Annotated in this window: 13 protein-coding genes; 10 read left to right on the forward strand and 3 right to left on the reverse strand. The window is 71.7% G+C overall.

Annotated elements, in window-relative coordinates:
* Window positions 1-205 precede the first annotated feature (205 nt).
* Window positions 206-874 carry a bifunctional DNA primase/polymerase gene (locus AB0A94_RS22435; RefSeq protein ID WP_361746829.1) on the reverse strand — a complete coding sequence of 223 codons (669 nt, stop codon included), beginning with the start codon at window positions 872-874 and terminating at the stop codon, window positions 206-208.
* 504 nt (window positions 875-1,378) lie between these two features.
* On the opposite strand from AB0A94_RS22435, the gene AB0A94_RS22440 reads away from it, so the two are divergent.
* Both AB0A94_RS22440 and AB0A94_RS22445 read left to right on the forward strand, forming a co-directional pair.
* Window positions 1,379-2,893 (forward strand): PP2C family protein-serine/threonine phosphatase, encoded by a 1,515-nt coding sequence (locus tag AB0A94_RS22440; RefSeq protein WP_361746831.1) that lies wholly within the window; start codon window positions 1,379-1,381, stop codon window positions 2,891-2,893.
* 100 nt (window positions 2,894-2,993) lie between these two features.
* Window positions 2,994-4,451: an aminopeptidase P family protein gene (locus AB0A94_RS22445; RefSeq protein WP_361746833.1), complete on the forward strand. Its 1,458-nt coding sequence runs from the start codon at window positions 2,994-2,996 to the stop codon at window positions 4,449-4,451.
* Between the two features lie 172 nt (window positions 4,452-4,623).
* Here AB0A94_RS22445 and AB0A94_RS22450 read toward each other — a convergent pair whose 3' ends face one another.
* Window positions 4,624-5,166: a hypothetical protein gene (locus tag AB0A94_RS22450; protein ID WP_361746835.1), complete on the reverse strand. Its 543-nt coding sequence runs from the start codon at window positions 5,164-5,166 to the stop codon at window positions 4,624-4,626.
* 254 nt (window positions 5,167-5,420) lie between these two features.
* Between AB0A94_RS22450 and AB0A94_RS22455 the strand changes: the two genes are divergently transcribed.
* The gene (locus AB0A94_RS22455; protein WP_361746837.1) at window positions 5,421-7,700 is read left to right on the forward strand and encodes an LPXTG cell wall anchor domain-containing protein; all 2,280 of its coding nucleotides are present in this window, start codon (window positions 5,421-5,423) and stop codon (window positions 7,698-7,700) included.
* 70 nt (window positions 7,701-7,770) lie between these two features.
* Here AB0A94_RS22455 and AB0A94_RS22460 read toward each other — a convergent pair whose 3' ends face one another.
* Complete coding sequence (locus tag AB0A94_RS22460; RefSeq protein ID WP_361746839.1) at window positions 7,771-8,235, reverse strand: ATP-binding protein; 465 nt, start codon at window positions 8,233-8,235, stop codon at window positions 7,771-7,773.
* A 220-nt stretch (window positions 8,236-8,455) separates the two neighbouring features.
* Between AB0A94_RS22460 and AB0A94_RS22465 the strand changes: the two genes are divergently transcribed.
* The 7 genes from AB0A94_RS22465 (at window position 8,456) to pheA (ending at window position 15,600) form a co-directional block, all read left to right on the forward strand.
* Window positions 8,456-9,253, forward strand: a complete 798-nt coding sequence (locus tag AB0A94_RS22465) for a hypothetical protein (RefSeq protein ID WP_361746841.1) — start codon at window positions 8,456-8,458, stop codon at window positions 9,251-9,253.
* A 178-nt stretch (window positions 9,254-9,431) separates the two neighbouring features.
* Complete coding sequence (locus AB0A94_RS22470) at window positions 9,432-10,187, forward strand: YcnI family protein (protein ID WP_361746843.1); 756 nt, start codon at window positions 9,432-9,434, stop codon at window positions 10,185-10,187.
* 92 nt (window positions 10,188-10,279) lie between these two features.
* Window positions 10,280-10,936, forward strand: a complete 657-nt coding sequence (locus AB0A94_RS22475; protein ID WP_361746844.1) for an SCO family protein — start codon at window positions 10,280-10,282, stop codon at window positions 10,934-10,936.
* The gene (locus AB0A94_RS22480) at window positions 10,933-11,382 is read left to right on the forward strand and encodes a copper chaperone PCu(A)C (protein WP_361746847.1); all 450 of its coding nucleotides are present in this window, start codon (window positions 10,933-10,935) and stop codon (window positions 11,380-11,382) included. The genes AB0A94_RS22475 and AB0A94_RS22480 overlap by 4 nt, the downstream gene beginning before the upstream one ends.
* Before the next feature lie 13 nt (window positions 11,383-11,395).
* Window positions 11,396-13,306: a copper resistance protein CopC gene (locus AB0A94_RS22485; RefSeq protein WP_361746849.1), complete on the forward strand. Its 1,911-nt coding sequence runs from the start codon at window positions 11,396-11,398 to the stop codon at window positions 13,304-13,306.
* Window positions 13,307-13,312: 6 nt separating this feature from the next.
* Window positions 13,313-14,599: an iron uptake transporter deferrochelatase/peroxidase subunit gene (gene efeB / locus AB0A94_RS22490; protein WP_361746851.1), complete on the forward strand. Its 1,287-nt coding sequence runs from the start codon at window positions 13,313-13,315 to the stop codon at window positions 14,597-14,599.
* A gap of 68 nt (window positions 14,600-14,667) precedes the next feature.
* Window positions 14,668-15,600 (forward strand): prephenate dehydratase, encoded by a 933-nt coding sequence (gene pheA / locus AB0A94_RS22495; RefSeq protein ID WP_361746854.1) that lies wholly within the window; start codon window positions 14,668-14,670, stop codon window positions 15,598-15,600.
* The last annotated feature ends 470 nt before the right edge of the window (window positions 15,601-16,070 follow it).

Consider the following 16,070-nt stretch of genomic DNA (forward strand, 5'->3'; position numbering starts at 1 on the left):
CGGCACCGGCCGTGCCGGCCCGCCGTCCCGCGCGGTGACGGCCCGTCCCGGCGCGGCGCGTCCGTCGCCCGGCCGCATGCGGCCGGGCACGATTCCATACCTCGCCGGTGGCACGGCGGCAGTGGGCCCGCGCCCACGGGACAAGCGGACATCCCGGCCCGGCGGGGAAGACCCCGCCCCGGCCGGGGTGCCGTGCGCGCACCCGCTACATTTCGGGCGCGCTCACGCCCGCACGGGTGAGGGCGTCGACCACGGCGTCCACCACCGCCTCGACATCGGGCACCCACGGCGCGGCCGAACCGGGCAGCGGCGCGCGCTCCCAGCGGATCTCACCCTGCGCGGTCCCGGACGGGGGCAGCGCGAGGTAGCCGCCCCCGCCGTGGAAGCGGAGGGAGCCGGGGACGAAGTCCTTGGCGTACAGCAGCTCGCCCAGCTGCTCCATGGAGTACGGCTTCACCAGGATCGACCAGCGGGCCGGTGAGGCGACGACCGGGCCGAGCCGCATGCCCCGGCGGTCGAGCGCGGCGAGGGCGCGCGCGGCCGGCAGGGCGGGCAGGGACACCGCGCAGGGGGCATTGCCCACCCCGGTGGCGAGGATGACCGGAGCCGTCGGCCGGTTCCCCCACCACCAGCGCACCATGCGCGCGTCGGTGGTGGCGGCGAGGAGGCCGGGGTCGAACGGGTGGGCACCCGGCACCGTGCACTCGGGGTCGGGGCAGGCGCAGCGGGACCGGTTCTGCGGGTCCGCCGCCACGCCCGGGAGTACGGGCCACTGCCAGTCCGCGGCGAAGGTCAGGGCCGCGCCGATCAGATCGGGCCCTCCGTCGCCGCGCCGGGACAGGAGCCTGCGTCGCCTTCCGAGGATCTCGCGCATGAGCGCTCGTTCCTTTCCGTTGCACGCCTGGCAACACCGTGGTCCAGATCACGTCATGTGTCGATCACTTCACTGTGCGTACCTATGGGCGCATCACACCCCCGCACCGGGCAGGGGGAACCCCTATGGGCCGAGCATGGGCTGCCTCCGCGGCCGTTCCACCCGTACTGCGTCTATCAGAAGTACGGGTGTGGCGTGAGGGTGGCGAAGTCTGGCGTTTGCCGTCGCGCGTGGTTCTCTCCGCCTCCGCCACGGGAGGATGGGGCACGGTCGTCGGTGGTTAAGACGCCCGGGTCCGTCGCCAGGTTCCCGGGCGGTTGCCCACCGCCCCTGGCCTTCACCGAGTACGTACCCATCACGACCGTTGTGACGCTCCGTCGAGCAAGGCCAGTCGACCGCAATAAGCCTTCCCCTGAGGCAGTTTCAAGCCAACTTCATATTTCAGCAAGGGGTCTGCGGAAAGTTCTCTCCAGTCCCACGGACACCAGCAATCCCAGCAGGACAATGCTGGACATCTCCTCACGAGTACGTGTACATGTGGAGACACTGCCGGCGACGCAGAATCACATGGGGGTTTGCAATGCTTTTGAGCATTACGTACCGGTCGGAAAGCCGGACGCCATGAACGCCCCGCACCCTCCGAAAGTGGCCGGAATCAATTCACCGGTTCCCTCACCCGCACACACTGTCGCGTCCGTCACTGCGGGTACCTCCCCGCCTTCCCCGGCAAACCCCCGGAACGCGCCGGGCGCGCTGCTCCAGGACCGCCTCGCCGGCTGGGTCTCCGACCTCACGACCCTCCACGAACTCACCGAACGCCTGGTCCGCGCGAGCACGCTCGACGAAGCGCTCCAGGAGCTGCTGCGCGCGGGAGCCGCCCTGGTGGGCGCGCGGCGCGGGCTCGTCGCCCTGGAACCCGCCGACGGCTCCGGTCCGGCCACCACCACCGGCCTGGGACTGGGCCGCGCGGATCTCGGCCACATGGAGACGGTGCCGCGCGGCTCACTGCCGTACGGCAGGATCCTCGACGGACTGCCCGACGCCGACGACGGCATCGCCGAACCCGACCTGTTCGCCGAGAAGGGGCTCGACCCCCGGCACCGCGAGGTCGCCGCCCGCCTCGGCTACGCCGCCAGCTTCGCCCTCCCCCTCACCACCGGGGCCGCCGGGCGCCTGGGCGCCGCGGTGTGGCTCTACGACGAGCCCGCCGAGCCGTCGGAGCGGCAGCGCCACCTCATCGGCCTGTACGCCCGCCACGCCGCCGAGCACCTGTCCCGGCTCCTCGAGCTCGAGCGCACACGCGCGTGCATGACCGCGATGGCCGAGGAACTGCTGCCCTCCCGTCTCCCCCGGGTCCCCGGTGTCCGGCTCGCCGCGCGGCACCGCACCTCCCCGCGCGGGGGCGGCGACTGGTACGACGCGCTGCCGCTCCCGGACGCGGCCCTCGGTCTCTCCGTCGGGTCCGTCACCGGATCGGGGGCCGGCGCGGTCGCGGCGATGGGCCGGCTACGGGCGTCGCTGCGCGCGTACGCCGTGATGGAGGGCGAGGATCCGGTCGCCGTCCTGTCCGACCTGGAGCTGCTGCTCCGGCTCACCGAACCGGCCCGGTCGGCCACCGCCCTGTTCGGCTACTGCGAACCCGCGCTGCGCCGGATCACGCTGGCCGGTGCCGGGCACAGTCCGCCGCTGCTGCTCGGCGAGCGCCGCACGGAGTTCGTCGAGACGTCGGTCTCCGCCCCCCTGGGCATGCTCGCCTGCTGGGAGGCGCCGAGCGTGGAGGTCCAGGCGGAGCCGGGGGAGACGGTGCTGCTCTACACCGACGGGCTGCTGCACCGCACCGGCGACCCGACCGACCGCGCCTTCGCGCGGCTGCACGCGGCGGCGGCGAGCGTGCCGAGGGCCCTGCGCCGCGACCCCGGTGCCGTCGCCGACCACGTCCTGCGCGCGGTGCTGCCGGAGAGCTCGGACACGGCGGACTCCGGGGAGGACGTGGTGCTGCTGGCGGTGCGGTTCGAGTAGCCTCCCCGTCCCCCTCCGCCACAGGTCCGTGCCCCGTTCGGCCGTTTCCGCCCGACCGTACGATGGGGGGTGGTCCAGTGCCGTATCGAGGAGGATGACCGTGGCCGAGGAGCTGCCGGAGACCCCGGAGACCGCCGAGGAAGAGCCCGTCAAGCAGCGCAAGAACGGCCTGTACCCGGGCGTGTCCGACGAGCTGGCCGAGAACATGAAGAGCGGCTGGGCCGACACCGAGCTGCACGACCTGCGGCCGATCCCCCAGGCAGCCGAGGCAGCCGCCCGCCGCGCGGCGCTGTCCGCCCGTTTCCCGGGTGAGCGCCTGGTCGTCCCCGCGGGCAACCTGAAGACGCGGTCGAACGACACGGAGTACTCCTTCCGCGCGTCGGTCGAGTACGCCTACCTCACCGGCAACCAGACGGAGGACGGCGTCCTCGTCCTGGAGCCCACGGCCGACGGCCACCAGGAGACGATCTACCTCCTGCCCCGTTCCAACCGCGAGAACGGCGAGTTCTGGCTGGACGGGCAGGGCGAGCTGTGGGTCGGCCGCCGCCACTCCCTCACCGAGGCCGAGCAGCTGTACGGCATCCCCGCCTCCGACGTCCGTGAGCTGGCCGGCGCGCTGCGCGAGGCCACAGGGCCGGTGCGGGTGGTGCGCGGGTACGACGCCGGGATCGAGGCGGCGCTGACCGACAAGGTCACCGCCGAGCGCGACGAGGAGCTGCGCGTCTTCCTCTCCGAGATGCGGCTGGTCAAGGACGACTTCGAGATCGGCGAGCTGCAGAAGGCCGTCGACTCCACCGTGCGCGGCTTCGAGGACGTCGTGAAGGTCCTCGACAAGGCCGAGGCGACGTCCGAGCGCTACATCGAGGGAACGTTCTTCCTGCGCGCCCGCGTGGAGGGCAACGACGTCGGCTACGGCTCCATCTGCGCCGCCGGACCGCACGCCTGCACGCTGCACTGGGTGCGCAACGACGGCCCGGTCCGCTCCGGCGACCTGCTGCTGCTCGACGCGGGCGTGGAGACGCACACGTACTACACGGCCGACGTCACGCGCACGCTGCCGGTCAACGGCACGTACAGCGAGCTGCAGAAGAAGATCTACGACGCCGTGTACGACGCCCAGGAGGCCGGTATCGCGGCGGTGAAGCCCGGCGCCAAGTACCGGGACTTCCACGACGCCGCCCAGCGCGTGCTGGCCGAGCGGCTCGTCGAGTGGGGCCTGGTCGAGGGCCCGGTGGAGCGGGTGCTGGAGCTGGGCCTGCAGCGCCGCTGGACACTGCACGGCACCGGTCACATGCTCGGCATGGACGTCCACGACTGCGCCGCCGCGCGGACCGAGACGTACGTCGACGGCACGCTGGAGCCCGGCATGGTGCTCACCGTCGAGCCGGGCCTGTACTTCCAGGCCGACGACCTGACCGTGCCCGAGGAGTACCGGGGCATCGGCGTCCGCATCGAGGACGACATCCTCGTCACCGCGGACGGCAACCGGAACCTGTCCGAGGGGCTGCCCCGGCGGTCGGACGAGGTCGAGGCGTGGATGGCGGGCCTGAAGGGCTGACGTATCGCACGGAGGAGGCCGGGCACGCGCGGGTGCCCGGCCTTCGCCGTGCCGCGACGGAACGGACGGAGCGGGGCGTCCGGCGAAGGACCGGGTCGGTCCGTGGAGCGGGGACCCGGTCCGTGGAACGGGGGCCCGGCCCGTACGCTCCGCCGGCTGCGGCAGCCGGCCGTCAGGCGTTCGGTCCGTAGTCGTCGAGCTCGGCGCGCAGCGACGGAGCGGGGCGGCCGGCGGGGCGGCCGGCGGGACCGCGCAGGATGTTCATGAGGCTGGACAGGGGGGCGTGCCGGGGGCGGGCGTCGTAGTCGATGCCTTCCTCGTCCCGGTGGTGTCCGATCTCCTCGAACGGGACGATCACGTACGGGCGCTCGGACCACGGGTGGGTGACGGCGGGGTCGGGGTCCATCCGCCACTGGGTGCCGCGGTGCCGGTTGTGGACCTCGCCGAGGTACCAGCAGGCCACCTGTGCCAGGGGCGTGTGTTCGCGGGCCAGCAGGTCGTCCACGCCGGTGAAGTGTTCACGGACGAGGGCCTCGAGCCGGTCGAGGGAGCGTTCGGAGAAGTCCCAGCCGCCGCCGTGCCGCCGCTCCCACTCGTCGAAGCGGTCCCGCTGCTCGGCCAGCCACGCCGTCAGGCGCGGGTTGTCGGCGTGCGCCTTGTCGATGCGCTCGGCGATCGCGTGCTCGTCTTCCCCGCCCCAGGCCTCATCGCTCACAGAAGCCAAGCCTAGCCCTCCGACCGGTCATCAACGATCAGTCGTCTGCACGGAATTGACACACCTCAAGTTCCGGAAACCCCGTTACTCCAGTGAACCGAGGTCCTAGTGTGGCGGCGACTTGTGCGGCGCCACATGAGCATCGGGGGCCCGGCACCGCACAGGGCACCACACGGACCTACGGGTTCCCCGGGAAACGCACACACGTGAAACCACCCATACGCACACGCCCGTGGCGAGGGCTGGGTCGAGGCGTGATCGCGCTCGCCTGCGCCGCCGTCATGGCCGTCACCGGACTGCCCTCCCTCGACACCGCCGAGGCCGCGCCGAAGCCACCGCGCCTGAAGCCCGGCAAGCGGTGTGACGAGACATACGGGGTCAAGGACGTGCCCACCGGCCGGCTGCCGCAGGGGGACGCCTCCCGCGCGGTGGACCGGTGGGACACCTACGACTACACCAACCCGGGCCTCCAGTTCGACGGCCTCGACCCGACCCGGGCCGAACTGGACGCCGCGGGCACCGACTACAAGCAGTACGACCACGACGACCCCAGGCGCATCTACGCCCGGTTCAACGCGCAGAAGCGGTGGACGAACTTCAGCGACTACCTGACGAAGGTCTACATCCCCAACCAGGGCTTCGACGCCCGCGGCAAGGCGTTCATGGCCAAAGTCGTGCGGGAGATGGGCCTGACGGGTCCCGACTGGATCTGCGAGAAGGAGTTCTACTTCACGGACCCCGACACCGGCGAACGCCACGTGCGCCGCCTGGACGCCTTCAACAAGCGCACCCGGGAGATCGTCGAGGTCAAGTCCAACGGCAGCCCCGACGGCCGCGAGAAGCCCGCGGACCGGGCCTGGGCCAAGAACAGCGGATGGCGGTCGTACAAGTACACCTACGTGTTCGCCGAGAACCAGACCCGCGACGCGAAGAACTTCATGAAGGAGCTGAAGGAGACCGCGGGCAAGGACGCGCTCGGCCGGGACCGGGTCCGCTCCTACGACTACCAGTCCCACCACAGGGGCGTGCCGCCGAAGGGCACCGAGAACGGCCCGTACCGCGCGAACAGCACGACGATGTCGCCCGGCAACGGCACCTCCACCGGGTCCCGCGGCTCCGGGAACGAGGTGATCAGGCAGTCCCCGCCGAACCCGCAGACGCTCAAGGAGCAGCTCGACCGGCTGGGCAGGACCGGACAGCGCTCGCTGATGAACCGTGGCCTCGGGGGCATCGACTTCACCACCCTCGACCTGCGCTACATCGGCAAGGACGAGGACGGCAAGGGCCTGGACTACGCGTTCGCCGCCCGGTCGGTGGACGACGAGTACGCCGCCGGGTGGGGTGGCCGGGAGAAGGGCGACCTGATCTCCGACGCGTTCTTCACCTGGCTCGCCCTCGACCCGTCCACGTTCTGGGTCAACCTGAACCCGGACGAGCCCGACCGCATCATCGACGCCGATTTCGGCAGGACCGACGCCGGCCGGGTGCTGCTGGAAGCCGACCTCGAGCTGAAGCACGACATCTTCAAGGCGATGGACCCCAAGACCGACGCGGGCCGCGACTTCATGAACGCGCTGCCTCAGCGCGACGGTTTCCCCTGCTGGGCCGGGTTCCGCTACTGGATCGAGCCGGAGACCGCCGTCGTGCGCGAGCAGAACGGCGGCATCCACATCCTCGACACCCCGCTGAAGCTGTCGACGGTGCCGCAGGAGACCACCACGCAGCCGCCCGGCGGTGAGGGCTGTGACCTCTCCGAGGCGGAGAAGCAGCAGTCCGACCGCGTTCTCGACCGCTACATCACCCCCCTGGTCGAGGAGCAGGTCAACAACGGCGACTACTACGCCGACCTGCGCCGCGTCTACACCGCCCGCGTCGCCGCCGAATGGGTCCGGCAGAACGCCGCCGACATGCCCGCCGAGTACCGCGAGATCATCGACAGCGACGACGTGAGCCGCTGGCCGCTGCGCGCCCCCCATCAGGACTGGACCGGCAAGCAGGTCTGGGACCGGTACTACAAGGCGTTCACCGAGGGCACCTTCAAGTACGAGTGGACCAACGGCGAGGACGTCTACGTGTACACCGTGGGCGGGGTCGACTTCTCCAAGCAGCCCAAGCGCAACATGGACGGGCTGCGCTTCCGCACCGAGCAGCGCTACAAGCCCCGCACGGTCGGCTTCGCGGTCGACACCATCGCGGACGACCCGCACAAGGAGGGCTACCTGATGTTCGGCGGCAACAGCGCCGGGCACTCCGAGGGCGGCAGCCCCACACCGACACCGACACCGACCCCGACACCGAGCGGTACGGGGAAGCCGGAGCCGACACCGACGCCGACGCCGTCGGCTCCGGAGCCGACGGGCAGCGACTCCCCTCCCGCCACCCCCGCACCCGGGCCGAAGGACCCTGACGGCGGCCTCGCCGACACCGGGAGCAACACCCCGGTCGGCCTGATCGCCGGCCTCGCCGCCGCCGCGGTGGCGACCGGCGGCGCACTCGTCTGGTGGCGTCGACGCCGGGCGAACGCCGGGAGCTGACGGGCGCGGCACCCGCAGGAACGGCCGAGGGTCCTTCCCGGAATTCCGGGAAGGACCCTCCCGCTTGTCGCTACACCGCCACCAGCAGCGCGTCCTTCCTCCACTTGAGGACCTTGTCGAAGCTCACCACCGTGCCGCCCCGGCCCGGCTTGTTGCCGATGTGGACGTGATCGGTGAGCTCCTGGATGAGACACAGGCCCCGTCCGTGCTCGGCGTCGGACGGCGCGGGACGGGCCGGCGGGCGGGAGCGGTCCCCGGTCGCGCCGGGGAAGCCGGGGCCCGCGTCGGCGACCTCGATGCGGCACTTCTCACCGTCGAGATAGGCCGTCACCCGGAACGCCTCCGAGGTGTCACCCCGCGCGGTGACCCCACCGTGCTCGACCGCGTTCGCGCAGGCCTCGCTGAGGGCGATGGAGAGGTCGTAGGAGATGTCGGGGTCGACGCCCGCGGTCTCCATCGTGCCGAGCAGCAGGCGCCGGGCGAACGGCACACTGGCGGCATCACGCCGCAGATGGAGTGACCACCAGATGCTCATGCTCCAGCCTCCTGGCTGCGGCTCGACATACCGTTACCTATTGCCCTGAGTTCTCGCTCGTAAGCGTGGAGTTGACGTGACACCGCCCATATGGCGGGTGTGCCGTGCGGCCGATCGGTGTATGTGGGGCGCGCCGTGGCAGACGTGATCTTCCGGTCGTACCTCATCTTGCGGACCTGCCGTACGGCGACCGGTGGGCTGGTGCGATGATGAGCGCGCCATGTCTGCCCCCCACCCGCGCACGACGCGCTCCGGACGAGGACTCCGGATCCTGCGGGCCGCGGTGTTCGCCGCGGTCTGCGTCGTGCTGGCCGGGGCGGGCCACACGCTCGCCTCCTGCGCCGCCGTACCGCTGTGGACGCTGGGCGCGGGCTTCCTCGGGGTCCTCGCGGTCGCCGCGCCGCTCGCCGGACGCGCCAGGTCGCTGCCGGGGATCGCGGTGCTGCTGGCGTGCGGCCAGACGGCCCTGCACACCCTGTTCGGCCTGGGGCAGCACGGCGCGCCCGTCACGGGTCCGTCGTCCGCGCTCTCCGACGCCGCGCTGATCGAGCGGGCCGCGCGGCTGTTGTGCGGGACCGCCGCGGCGGGGCTCAGTCCCGCGCAGGCCGAGCGCGTCCTCATCGAGGCGCGGGTCCACCACACCGGAACCGCCGCCCGCGCGGAGGCCGCCGCGGACGCCCCGGCGTCCCTGCTGCCGTCACTGCCGATGCTGCTCGGCCACGTCCTCGCGGCGCTGGCCGCGGGATGGCTGCTGCGCCGCGGTGACCTGGCCCTGCTGCGGCTGGCCGAACTGTCGGCGCACGGTGTCGCCGAAGGCGCCCTCGTACGGTCCCTCCGCGCGGCGCTCGCCCTGGTGCGTGCCCTGCGCGCAGGGCTCCCGGGAGTACCGGAAGGGGCCTCGCGCATGGCATGCACCGCGCTGCTCGCCCCGCTCCCGCCCCGTTCCGCCGGGCTGCACCACACGGTGATCCGCCGGGGCCCGCCGGCCTCCGTCACCGCACTCGCCCTCGCCGCCTGACGCGAGGCGACCACCACTCCGGGTCTTCGGCCGAGGAGAGGGGCGCCGGCGTGCGGCACGCGCGTGCGGCCGTTTCCCGTGTGCGCCCGGCCGTCCTGCCCGAAAGGCCCGTCCGGCCGTACACGCGGCACGTCCCTCACCGTCAGTGAAACCCCAACCGAAGCGGAGTGCTTCTGCCATGAAGGCTTCCCGTATCGCCGCCGCCGGTGCCGTCGCCGGCGCCGCCGTCCTCGCCGTGTCCACCCCCTGCTTCGCGCACGTCAGCGTGCAGCCGGAGGGCGAAGCCGCGAAGGGCGGCTACGCGGTCGTCGGCTTCAAGGTCCCCAACGAGCGGGACAACGCCTCGACCACCAAGCTCGAGATCACCTTCCCCACGGACCGTCCACTGGCGTCCGTGATGCCGCAGCCGGTCGAGGGCTGGGACGTCAAGGTCACCAAGTCCAAGCTGGACAAGCCGCTCGAGATGCACGGCGAAAAGATCAACGAGGCGGTCTCCAAGGTCACCTGGACCGCCGAGGGCGACGGCATCGAGCCTGGCTTCTTCCAGAAGTTCCCGGTCTCCGTCGGCACGCTGCCCGAGGACGCCGACGAACTCGTCTTCAAGGCCCTGCAGACGTACTCCAACAAGGAGGTCGTCCGCTGGATCGAGGTGCCGCAGAAGGGCCAGGAGGAACCCGAGCACCCCGCTCCCGTGCTCACCCTGTCCGAGGCCTCCGAGGACGGCCACTCGCACGGTGCCGCGGCCGACGACCAGGCCTCCGGCGACACCGCGGCGGCCGAGAACGCCTCCGCCGAGACCTCCGCCTCCGACGACGGGGGCGACTCCGGCGGCAGCGACACCACCGCCCGCGTCCTGGGCGTCGTCGGCATCGTGGTCGGCGCCGCGGGCGTCGCCTACGGCGTACTCGCCGGCCGCCGGCGCACCACCGCCTGACCCCTCCCCCCTTCTCAACGGCGCGCACCGGGCCGCCCACGGCCCCGTGGCCTCCCGGTGCGCGCCGGAGCACTCACCTCTCAGGACCATTCATGCGCAAGAAGACCTTCGCGGCCGCGGCCCTGCTCGCCGTCGCCTCCCTCACCCTGTCCGCCTGCGGCGGCGGATCCGGCGACAGCGGCAAGCCCGTCGCCGTGGTGTCCGAGGAAGCCGACGCCCAGAAGGCGGCCACCGTCCTCGACAACCCGTTCGAGAAGCCCGACCTCGTCCTCACCGACACCCGGGGCAAGGAGTACGACCTCCGCGAGCAGACCGCGGGCAAACCCACGCTGATCTACTTCGGCTACACGCACTGCCCCGACGTCTGCCCGCTGACGATGAACAACCTCGCCGTGGCCAAGAAGCAGCTGCCCCGAGAACAGCAGGACGAGCTGCGGATCGTGTTCGTCACCACCGACCCGGAACGTGACACCTCCGCCGCACTGGGCACGTGGCTCAAGGGCATCGACTCCCAGGTCGTCGGTCTGACCGGCGACTTCGACACCATCCAGGCCGGTGCCCGCACCCTCGGCATCTCGATCGACCCGCCGCGCAAGGACGACAACGGCAAGACCGTCTCCGACCACGGCACCCAGGTCGTCGCCTTCTCCCCGAAGACCGACGGCGGTTACGTCCTCTACGGCGAGGACGCCACCGTCGAGGACTACACCAAGGACCTCCCCAAGATCATCAAGGGCGAGAACCCGTGAGGCGCCCGGCAGCCGCGGCCCTGATCGTCGCCGGGGCACTGGCCCTGACGGGCTGTGGCGGCTCGGACGGCGGCACGGCGGAGCTGTCCGTCGGCTCCGCGTACATGCCGCAGCCGGTCTCCGACATGGCCGCCGGCTTCCTCACCATCACCAACGAGGGCGACTCCGCGGACCGGCTGACCTCGGTCAGCAGTGACGTCGCCAGCCAGGTCACCGTGCACGAGACCGTCGACGGGGCCATGCGGGAGGTCGAGGCCCTCGACATCCCGGCCCACGGCAGTCTGGTGCTCGAGAGCGGCGGCAACCACCTGATGTTCGAGCAGCTGAAGCGGAAGCCGGAACAGGGCCAGAAGGTCTCCGTCGAGCTGCGCTTCGCCGAGTCGGACCCCGTCACGGTCGAGATCCCGGTGAAGCCCGCCACCTACACCCCGAAGACCGGACACTGAGGGAGACACCCCTGTGACCCAGACCATCGCCCCCCGCGTGCGGACCCTGGTGCTGCTGCTCCTGGCCGTCACCGGCGCGCTCCTCGCCGGAGCCGCTCCCGCCTCCGCGCACGCCGCGCTGACCGGCAGCGACCCCGGGCAGGGGGCGGTGGTCGACACGGCGCCCACCCAGGTCTCGCTCACCTTCTCCGAGCAGATCGCGGTGAGCGACGACGCCGTGCGCGTCCTCGGCCCCAAGGGCGAACGGGTCGACAAGGGCGACCCGGCCAACCCCAGCGGCACGACGTACACCGTGCGGCTGCTCGGCGGACTGCCCGACGGCACCTACACCGTGGCCTACCAGGTGGTGTCCGCGGACAGCCACCCCGTCGCCGGAGCCTTCACCTTCTCCATCGGCGCCCCCTCCGAGACCTCCGTCTCGGTCTCCGCGCAGGCCTCCGACGACGGCCTGATCGGCGGGCTGTACGGCATCGGCCGCTACGTGTCGTACGCCGGCTTCCTCGTCATGGCCGGCGGGGCCGCCTTCGTGCTCGCCTGCTGGGGGCGCGGTTCCGGGGTGCGGGCGGTGCAGCGGCTGGTCGTCTCCGGCTGGCTGACGCTCACCGCGGCCACGCTCGCGCTGCTGCTCCTGCGCGGCTCCTACACCACCTCCGGGGCGGTCGGCGACGTCTTCGACCTGTCGCTGCTCGGGGACGTGCTCCAGACGAAGACCGGCGCGGCACTGGTGTCCCGGCTGCTGCTGCTCGCCGCGGCGGCCCTGTTCATCGCGGTGCTGTTCGGCGCCTATGACAAACGGGAGGACGAGGAGAAGCGGGAGGACGAGGAGAAGCGGGACCTGACCTTCGGACTGGCGATCGGCGGGACGGTCGTGGCGGCCGGGCTCGCCGCGAGCTGGGCCATGTCCGAGCACGCCTCCCAGGGACTCCAGCCCGGCATCGCCATGCCCGTCGACGTGCTCCACCTGCTGGCCGTCGCCGCCTGGCTCGGCGGACTCACCACCCTGCTCGTCGCCCTCTACCGGGCACCCGCCGACACCCCGGTCGACCAGGACGCCGTCCAGCGCTTCTCCCGGCTCGCCTTCGGCAGCGTGGTGGTGCTGGTCGTCACCGGCGTCTACCAGAGCTGGCGGCAGCTCGGCTCCTGGTCGGCGTTCACCGACACCCGCTACGGGCAGCTGCTGCTCGCCAAGATCGGGCTCGTGGCGGTCCTGATCGCGATCGCCTCCCTCTCACGGCGCTGGACGGCACGGCTGGCCGAGGCGCCGGCCCCGGCTGCGCCCGAGGAGGAGAAGCAGCCGGCCGGGGCGGGCAGGGCCACCGGAGCCGAGAAGGGCGGCGACGCCCGGGCCGCTCAGCTCGCCCGGCAGCGGGCCGCGATGGAGAGCGCCCGGCAGAAGCGGCTGCGCGACGCCGACCCCAACCGCCTCGGACTGCGCCGCTCCGTACTCGCCGAGGCGGGCATCGCCGTCGTCCTGCTCGCCGTCACCACCGTGCTGACACAGACCGAACCGGGACGTACGGAGCAGGAGGCCCGGGCGGCCGCCGCCGCCTCGTCCTCGTCCGCCTCGACCGGCCAGGGCACCGGCGCGGTGACGCTGAACATGCCCTACGACACCGGCGGCGAGAACGGCAAGGGCGTCGTCACGGTCGACCTCGACCCCGCCCGGGCCGGCGACAACGACCTGCACCTCTATGTGGAGGGCCCGGACGGCCAGGCCGTCGACCTCCCCGAGGTGAAGGTCGCCCTCACCCTCTCCGCCAAGGACATCGGGCCGCTGCCCGTCGTCCCCGACCGCATCACCACCGGGCACTGGTCGGCGAGCGGAGTACAGATCCCCATGGCGGGCGACTGGAAGATCGAGGTGACCGTGCGGACCTCCGACATCGACCAGGTGACCGTCTCGAAGAACGCGCAGATCGGCTGAACCACCATGGCTGACCAGTCCATTTCGCAGGTCCGGGCTTCCAAGGCGCCCCAGGAGGAGCCCGGGGACCGGACCACCGGGAGCGGCCTCTCCCGACGCCGGCTGCTCGGCACGGCCGGTGCCACCGGACTCGCGCTGGGAGCGGCGGGCGGGGCCGTGGGATACGCGTCGGCACCCGCCGGAGCCACCCCGCTGACGTCGGTGGGCGACAGCCGGGTCGAGTTTCACGTGAAACATCAGCCCGGCATCACCCAGCCGCTCCAGGCCCGCGGCCATCTCATCGCCTTCGACCTCGCTCCCGGGGCCGGACGCAAGGAGGCGGCCGCACTGCTGCGCCGCTGGTCGGACACCGCCCGCCGGCTGATGGCGGGCGAGCCCAGCGCACAGGACGACACCGGCGTGGCCCGCGACGCCGGCCCCTCCTCGCTGACCCTCACCTTCGGCTTCGGCCACAGCTTCTTCGGGCGCACCGGCTTGGAGAAGCAGCGCCCGGCCGCCCTGGACCCGCTGCCCGACTTCTCCTCCGACCACCTCGACAGGACCCGCAGCAACGGCGACCTGTGGGTGCAGATCGGCGCCGACGACGCCCTCGTGGCCTTCCACGCCCTGCGCGCCGTCCAGAAGGACGCCGGCTCGGCCGCCAGGGTGCGCTGGCAGATGAACGGCTTCAACCGCTCACCCGGCGCCACCGACCGCCCCATGACCGCCCGCAACCTGATGGGCCAGGTCGACGGCACCCGCAACCCCAAGCCCGCCGACTCCGACTTCGACGAGCGGGTCTTCGTCCCCGAGAAGGGCGAGCCGGCCTGGATGGCGAACGGCTCCTACGTCGTCGTACGCCGTATCCGCATGCTGCTGGACGACTGGGAGAAGCTGCCGGTCAAGGAGCAGGAGAGCGTCATCGGGCGCCGCAAGTCCGACGGAGCGCCGCTGTCCGGGGGCACCGAGACGTCCGAGATGGACCTGGAGAAGACGGATTCCCGGGGCAACCTGGTCGTCCCCATCAACGCCCACGCCAGGATCACTCGGCCCGACCAGAACGGCGGCGCCGCCATGCTCCGCCGCCCGTTCTCGTACCACGACGGCATCGGCACGGACGGGGTGCCGGACGCGGGGCTGCTGTTCATCTGCTGGCAGGCCGATCCGCTGCGCGGCTTCGTGCCGGTGCAGCGCAAGCTCGACCGGGGAGACGCCCTGACCCCGTTCGTCCGCCACGAGGCGAGCGGGCTGTTCGCGGTGCCGGGCGGCGCGGCGGAGGGAGAGTACGTGGGGCAGCCGCTGCTGGAGGGATGAGAGCCGTCCCGTGTCACCCTCTGAACACTTCGCGGGACTGCCGTCGGCCGGGCCATTAGGGTGAGGTCATGCCAGCGAGCTATGCGTATCTCGGTCCAGAGGGCACCTTCACCGAAGTCGCCCTGCGCACGCTTCCCGAGGCGGCCACCCGCGAGCTGATCCCGTACGTGTCCGTGCAGTCCGCGCTCGACGCGGTGCGCACCGGCGAGGCCGAGGCCGCGTTCGTCCCCATCGAGAACTCCGTCGAGGGCGGCATCACCACCACCCTCGACGAACTGGTCGCGGGCACCCCCCTGATGATCTACCGCGAGGTGCTGCTGTCGATCACCTTCGCGCTGCTCGTCCGTCCGGGCACCGAGCTGTCGGACATCAAGACGGTCACCGCCCACCCGGCCGCCCAGCCGCAGGTCCGCAACTGGCTCAAGACCCACCTCCCGGACGCCGTCTGGGAATCGGCCGCCTCCAACGCGGACGGTGCGCGACTGGTCCAGGAGGGCCGGTACGACGCCGCCTTCGCCGGTGAGTTCGCCGCCTCCCGGTACGGCCTGGAGGCCCTGGAGACGGAGATCCACGACGCGGAGAACGCCCAGACCCGGTTCGTGCTGGTGGGCCGCCCCGCCCGGCCCGCCGCGCCCACGGGCGCCGACAAGACCTCCGTCGTGCTGTGGCAGCGTGACGACCACCCCGGCGCACTGCGCGACCTGCTGGGTGAGTTCGCCACCCGCGGCATCAACCTGATGCTGCTCCAGTCCCGGCCGACCGGTGCCGGCATCGGCAACTACTGCTTCTGCATCGACGCCGAGGGGCACATCTCGGACCGCCGGATGGCCGAGGCGCTGATGGGGCTCAAGCGGATCTGTCTGCAGGTGCGTTTCCTCGGCTCGTACCCGCGTGCGGACGTACGGCCCGGGGAGGGGCGTCCCCTGCTCCCCGGGACGTCGGACGAGGAGTTCATGGGGGCGGCGGACTGGGTCGCGCGGTGCCAGGACGGGCGGTTCTGACCAGGCTGGGGAAGACGGGACCGGTCCTAACTGCTGATTTTCGTTGTCCACAGGAGTTATCCACAGGTCCGCTTCTCCACCTGGGGACAAGTCGACACCGAAGCGGCATCCAGTCGACAAATCGCTCCACTGGGGATGACCTCGTTCATCGCCCCGCACATCACGCTTCGTCCACCCTTTTCCTTTGGTCAACCCTTTGGGGTGATCACTTTCCACTCAAAAGTGGGGAGGAAGGGGGTTTGCCCTGGGAATCCTCGGCTTTGATCAGGCGTTTCGGAGCGGTCGATTCCGAAGTCCACAGATCTTCCCCACAAGCTGTGGATAACTTCCCGAGAGCGGGGACACCTGTGGACAACCGAAGCCCAAGTTCCGTACCGCGCAAGGCGTTCCGGTCAACCGCCAGCCCGCGAACTGACCCGTTCCGGGGGGAGCGCCCCATTCATTGACCTTGCGGAACACTGTGCGCAATT

Origin of the sequence: Streptomyces sp. NPDC044984 (assembly GCF_040646935.1) — a bacterium.
GTDB lineage: Bacteria > Actinomycetota > Actinomycetes > Streptomycetales > Streptomycetaceae > Streptomyces.

What these genes read in the sequence shown, in the direction of transcription:
- AB0A94_RS22435 (WP_361746829.1), bottom strand. Translation starts at nt 874, where the DNA reads ATGCGCGAGATCCTCGGAAGGCGACGCAGGCTCCTGTCCCGGCGCGGC.
- AB0A94_RS22440 (WP_361746831.1), top strand. Translation starts at nt 1,379, where the DNA reads ATGCTGGACATCTCCTCACGAGTACGTGTACATGTGGAGACACTGCCG.
- AB0A94_RS22460 (WP_361746839.1), bottom strand. Translation starts at nt 8,235, where the DNA reads ATGAGCATCTGGTGGTCACTCCATCTGCGGCGTGATGCCGCCAGTGTG.
- AB0A94_RS22465 (WP_361746841.1), top strand. Translation starts at nt 8,456, where the DNA reads ATGTCTGCCCCCCACCCGCGCACGACGCGCTCCGGACGAGGACTCCGG.
- AB0A94_RS22470 (WP_361746843.1), top strand. Translation starts at nt 9,432, where the DNA reads ATGAAGGCTTCCCGTATCGCCGCCGCCGGTGCCGTCGCCGGCGCCGCC.
- AB0A94_RS22475 (WP_361746844.1), top strand. Translation starts at nt 10,280, where the DNA reads ATGCGCAAGAAGACCTTCGCGGCCGCGGCCCTGCTCGCCGTCGCCTCC.
- efeB (WP_361746851.1), top strand. Translation starts at nt 13,313, where the DNA reads ATGGCTGACCAGTCCATTTCGCAGGTCCGGGCTTCCAAGGCGCCCCAG.
- pheA (WP_361746854.1), top strand. Translation starts at nt 14,668, where the DNA reads ATGCCAGCGAGCTATGCGTATCTCGGTCCAGAGGGCACCTTCACCGAA.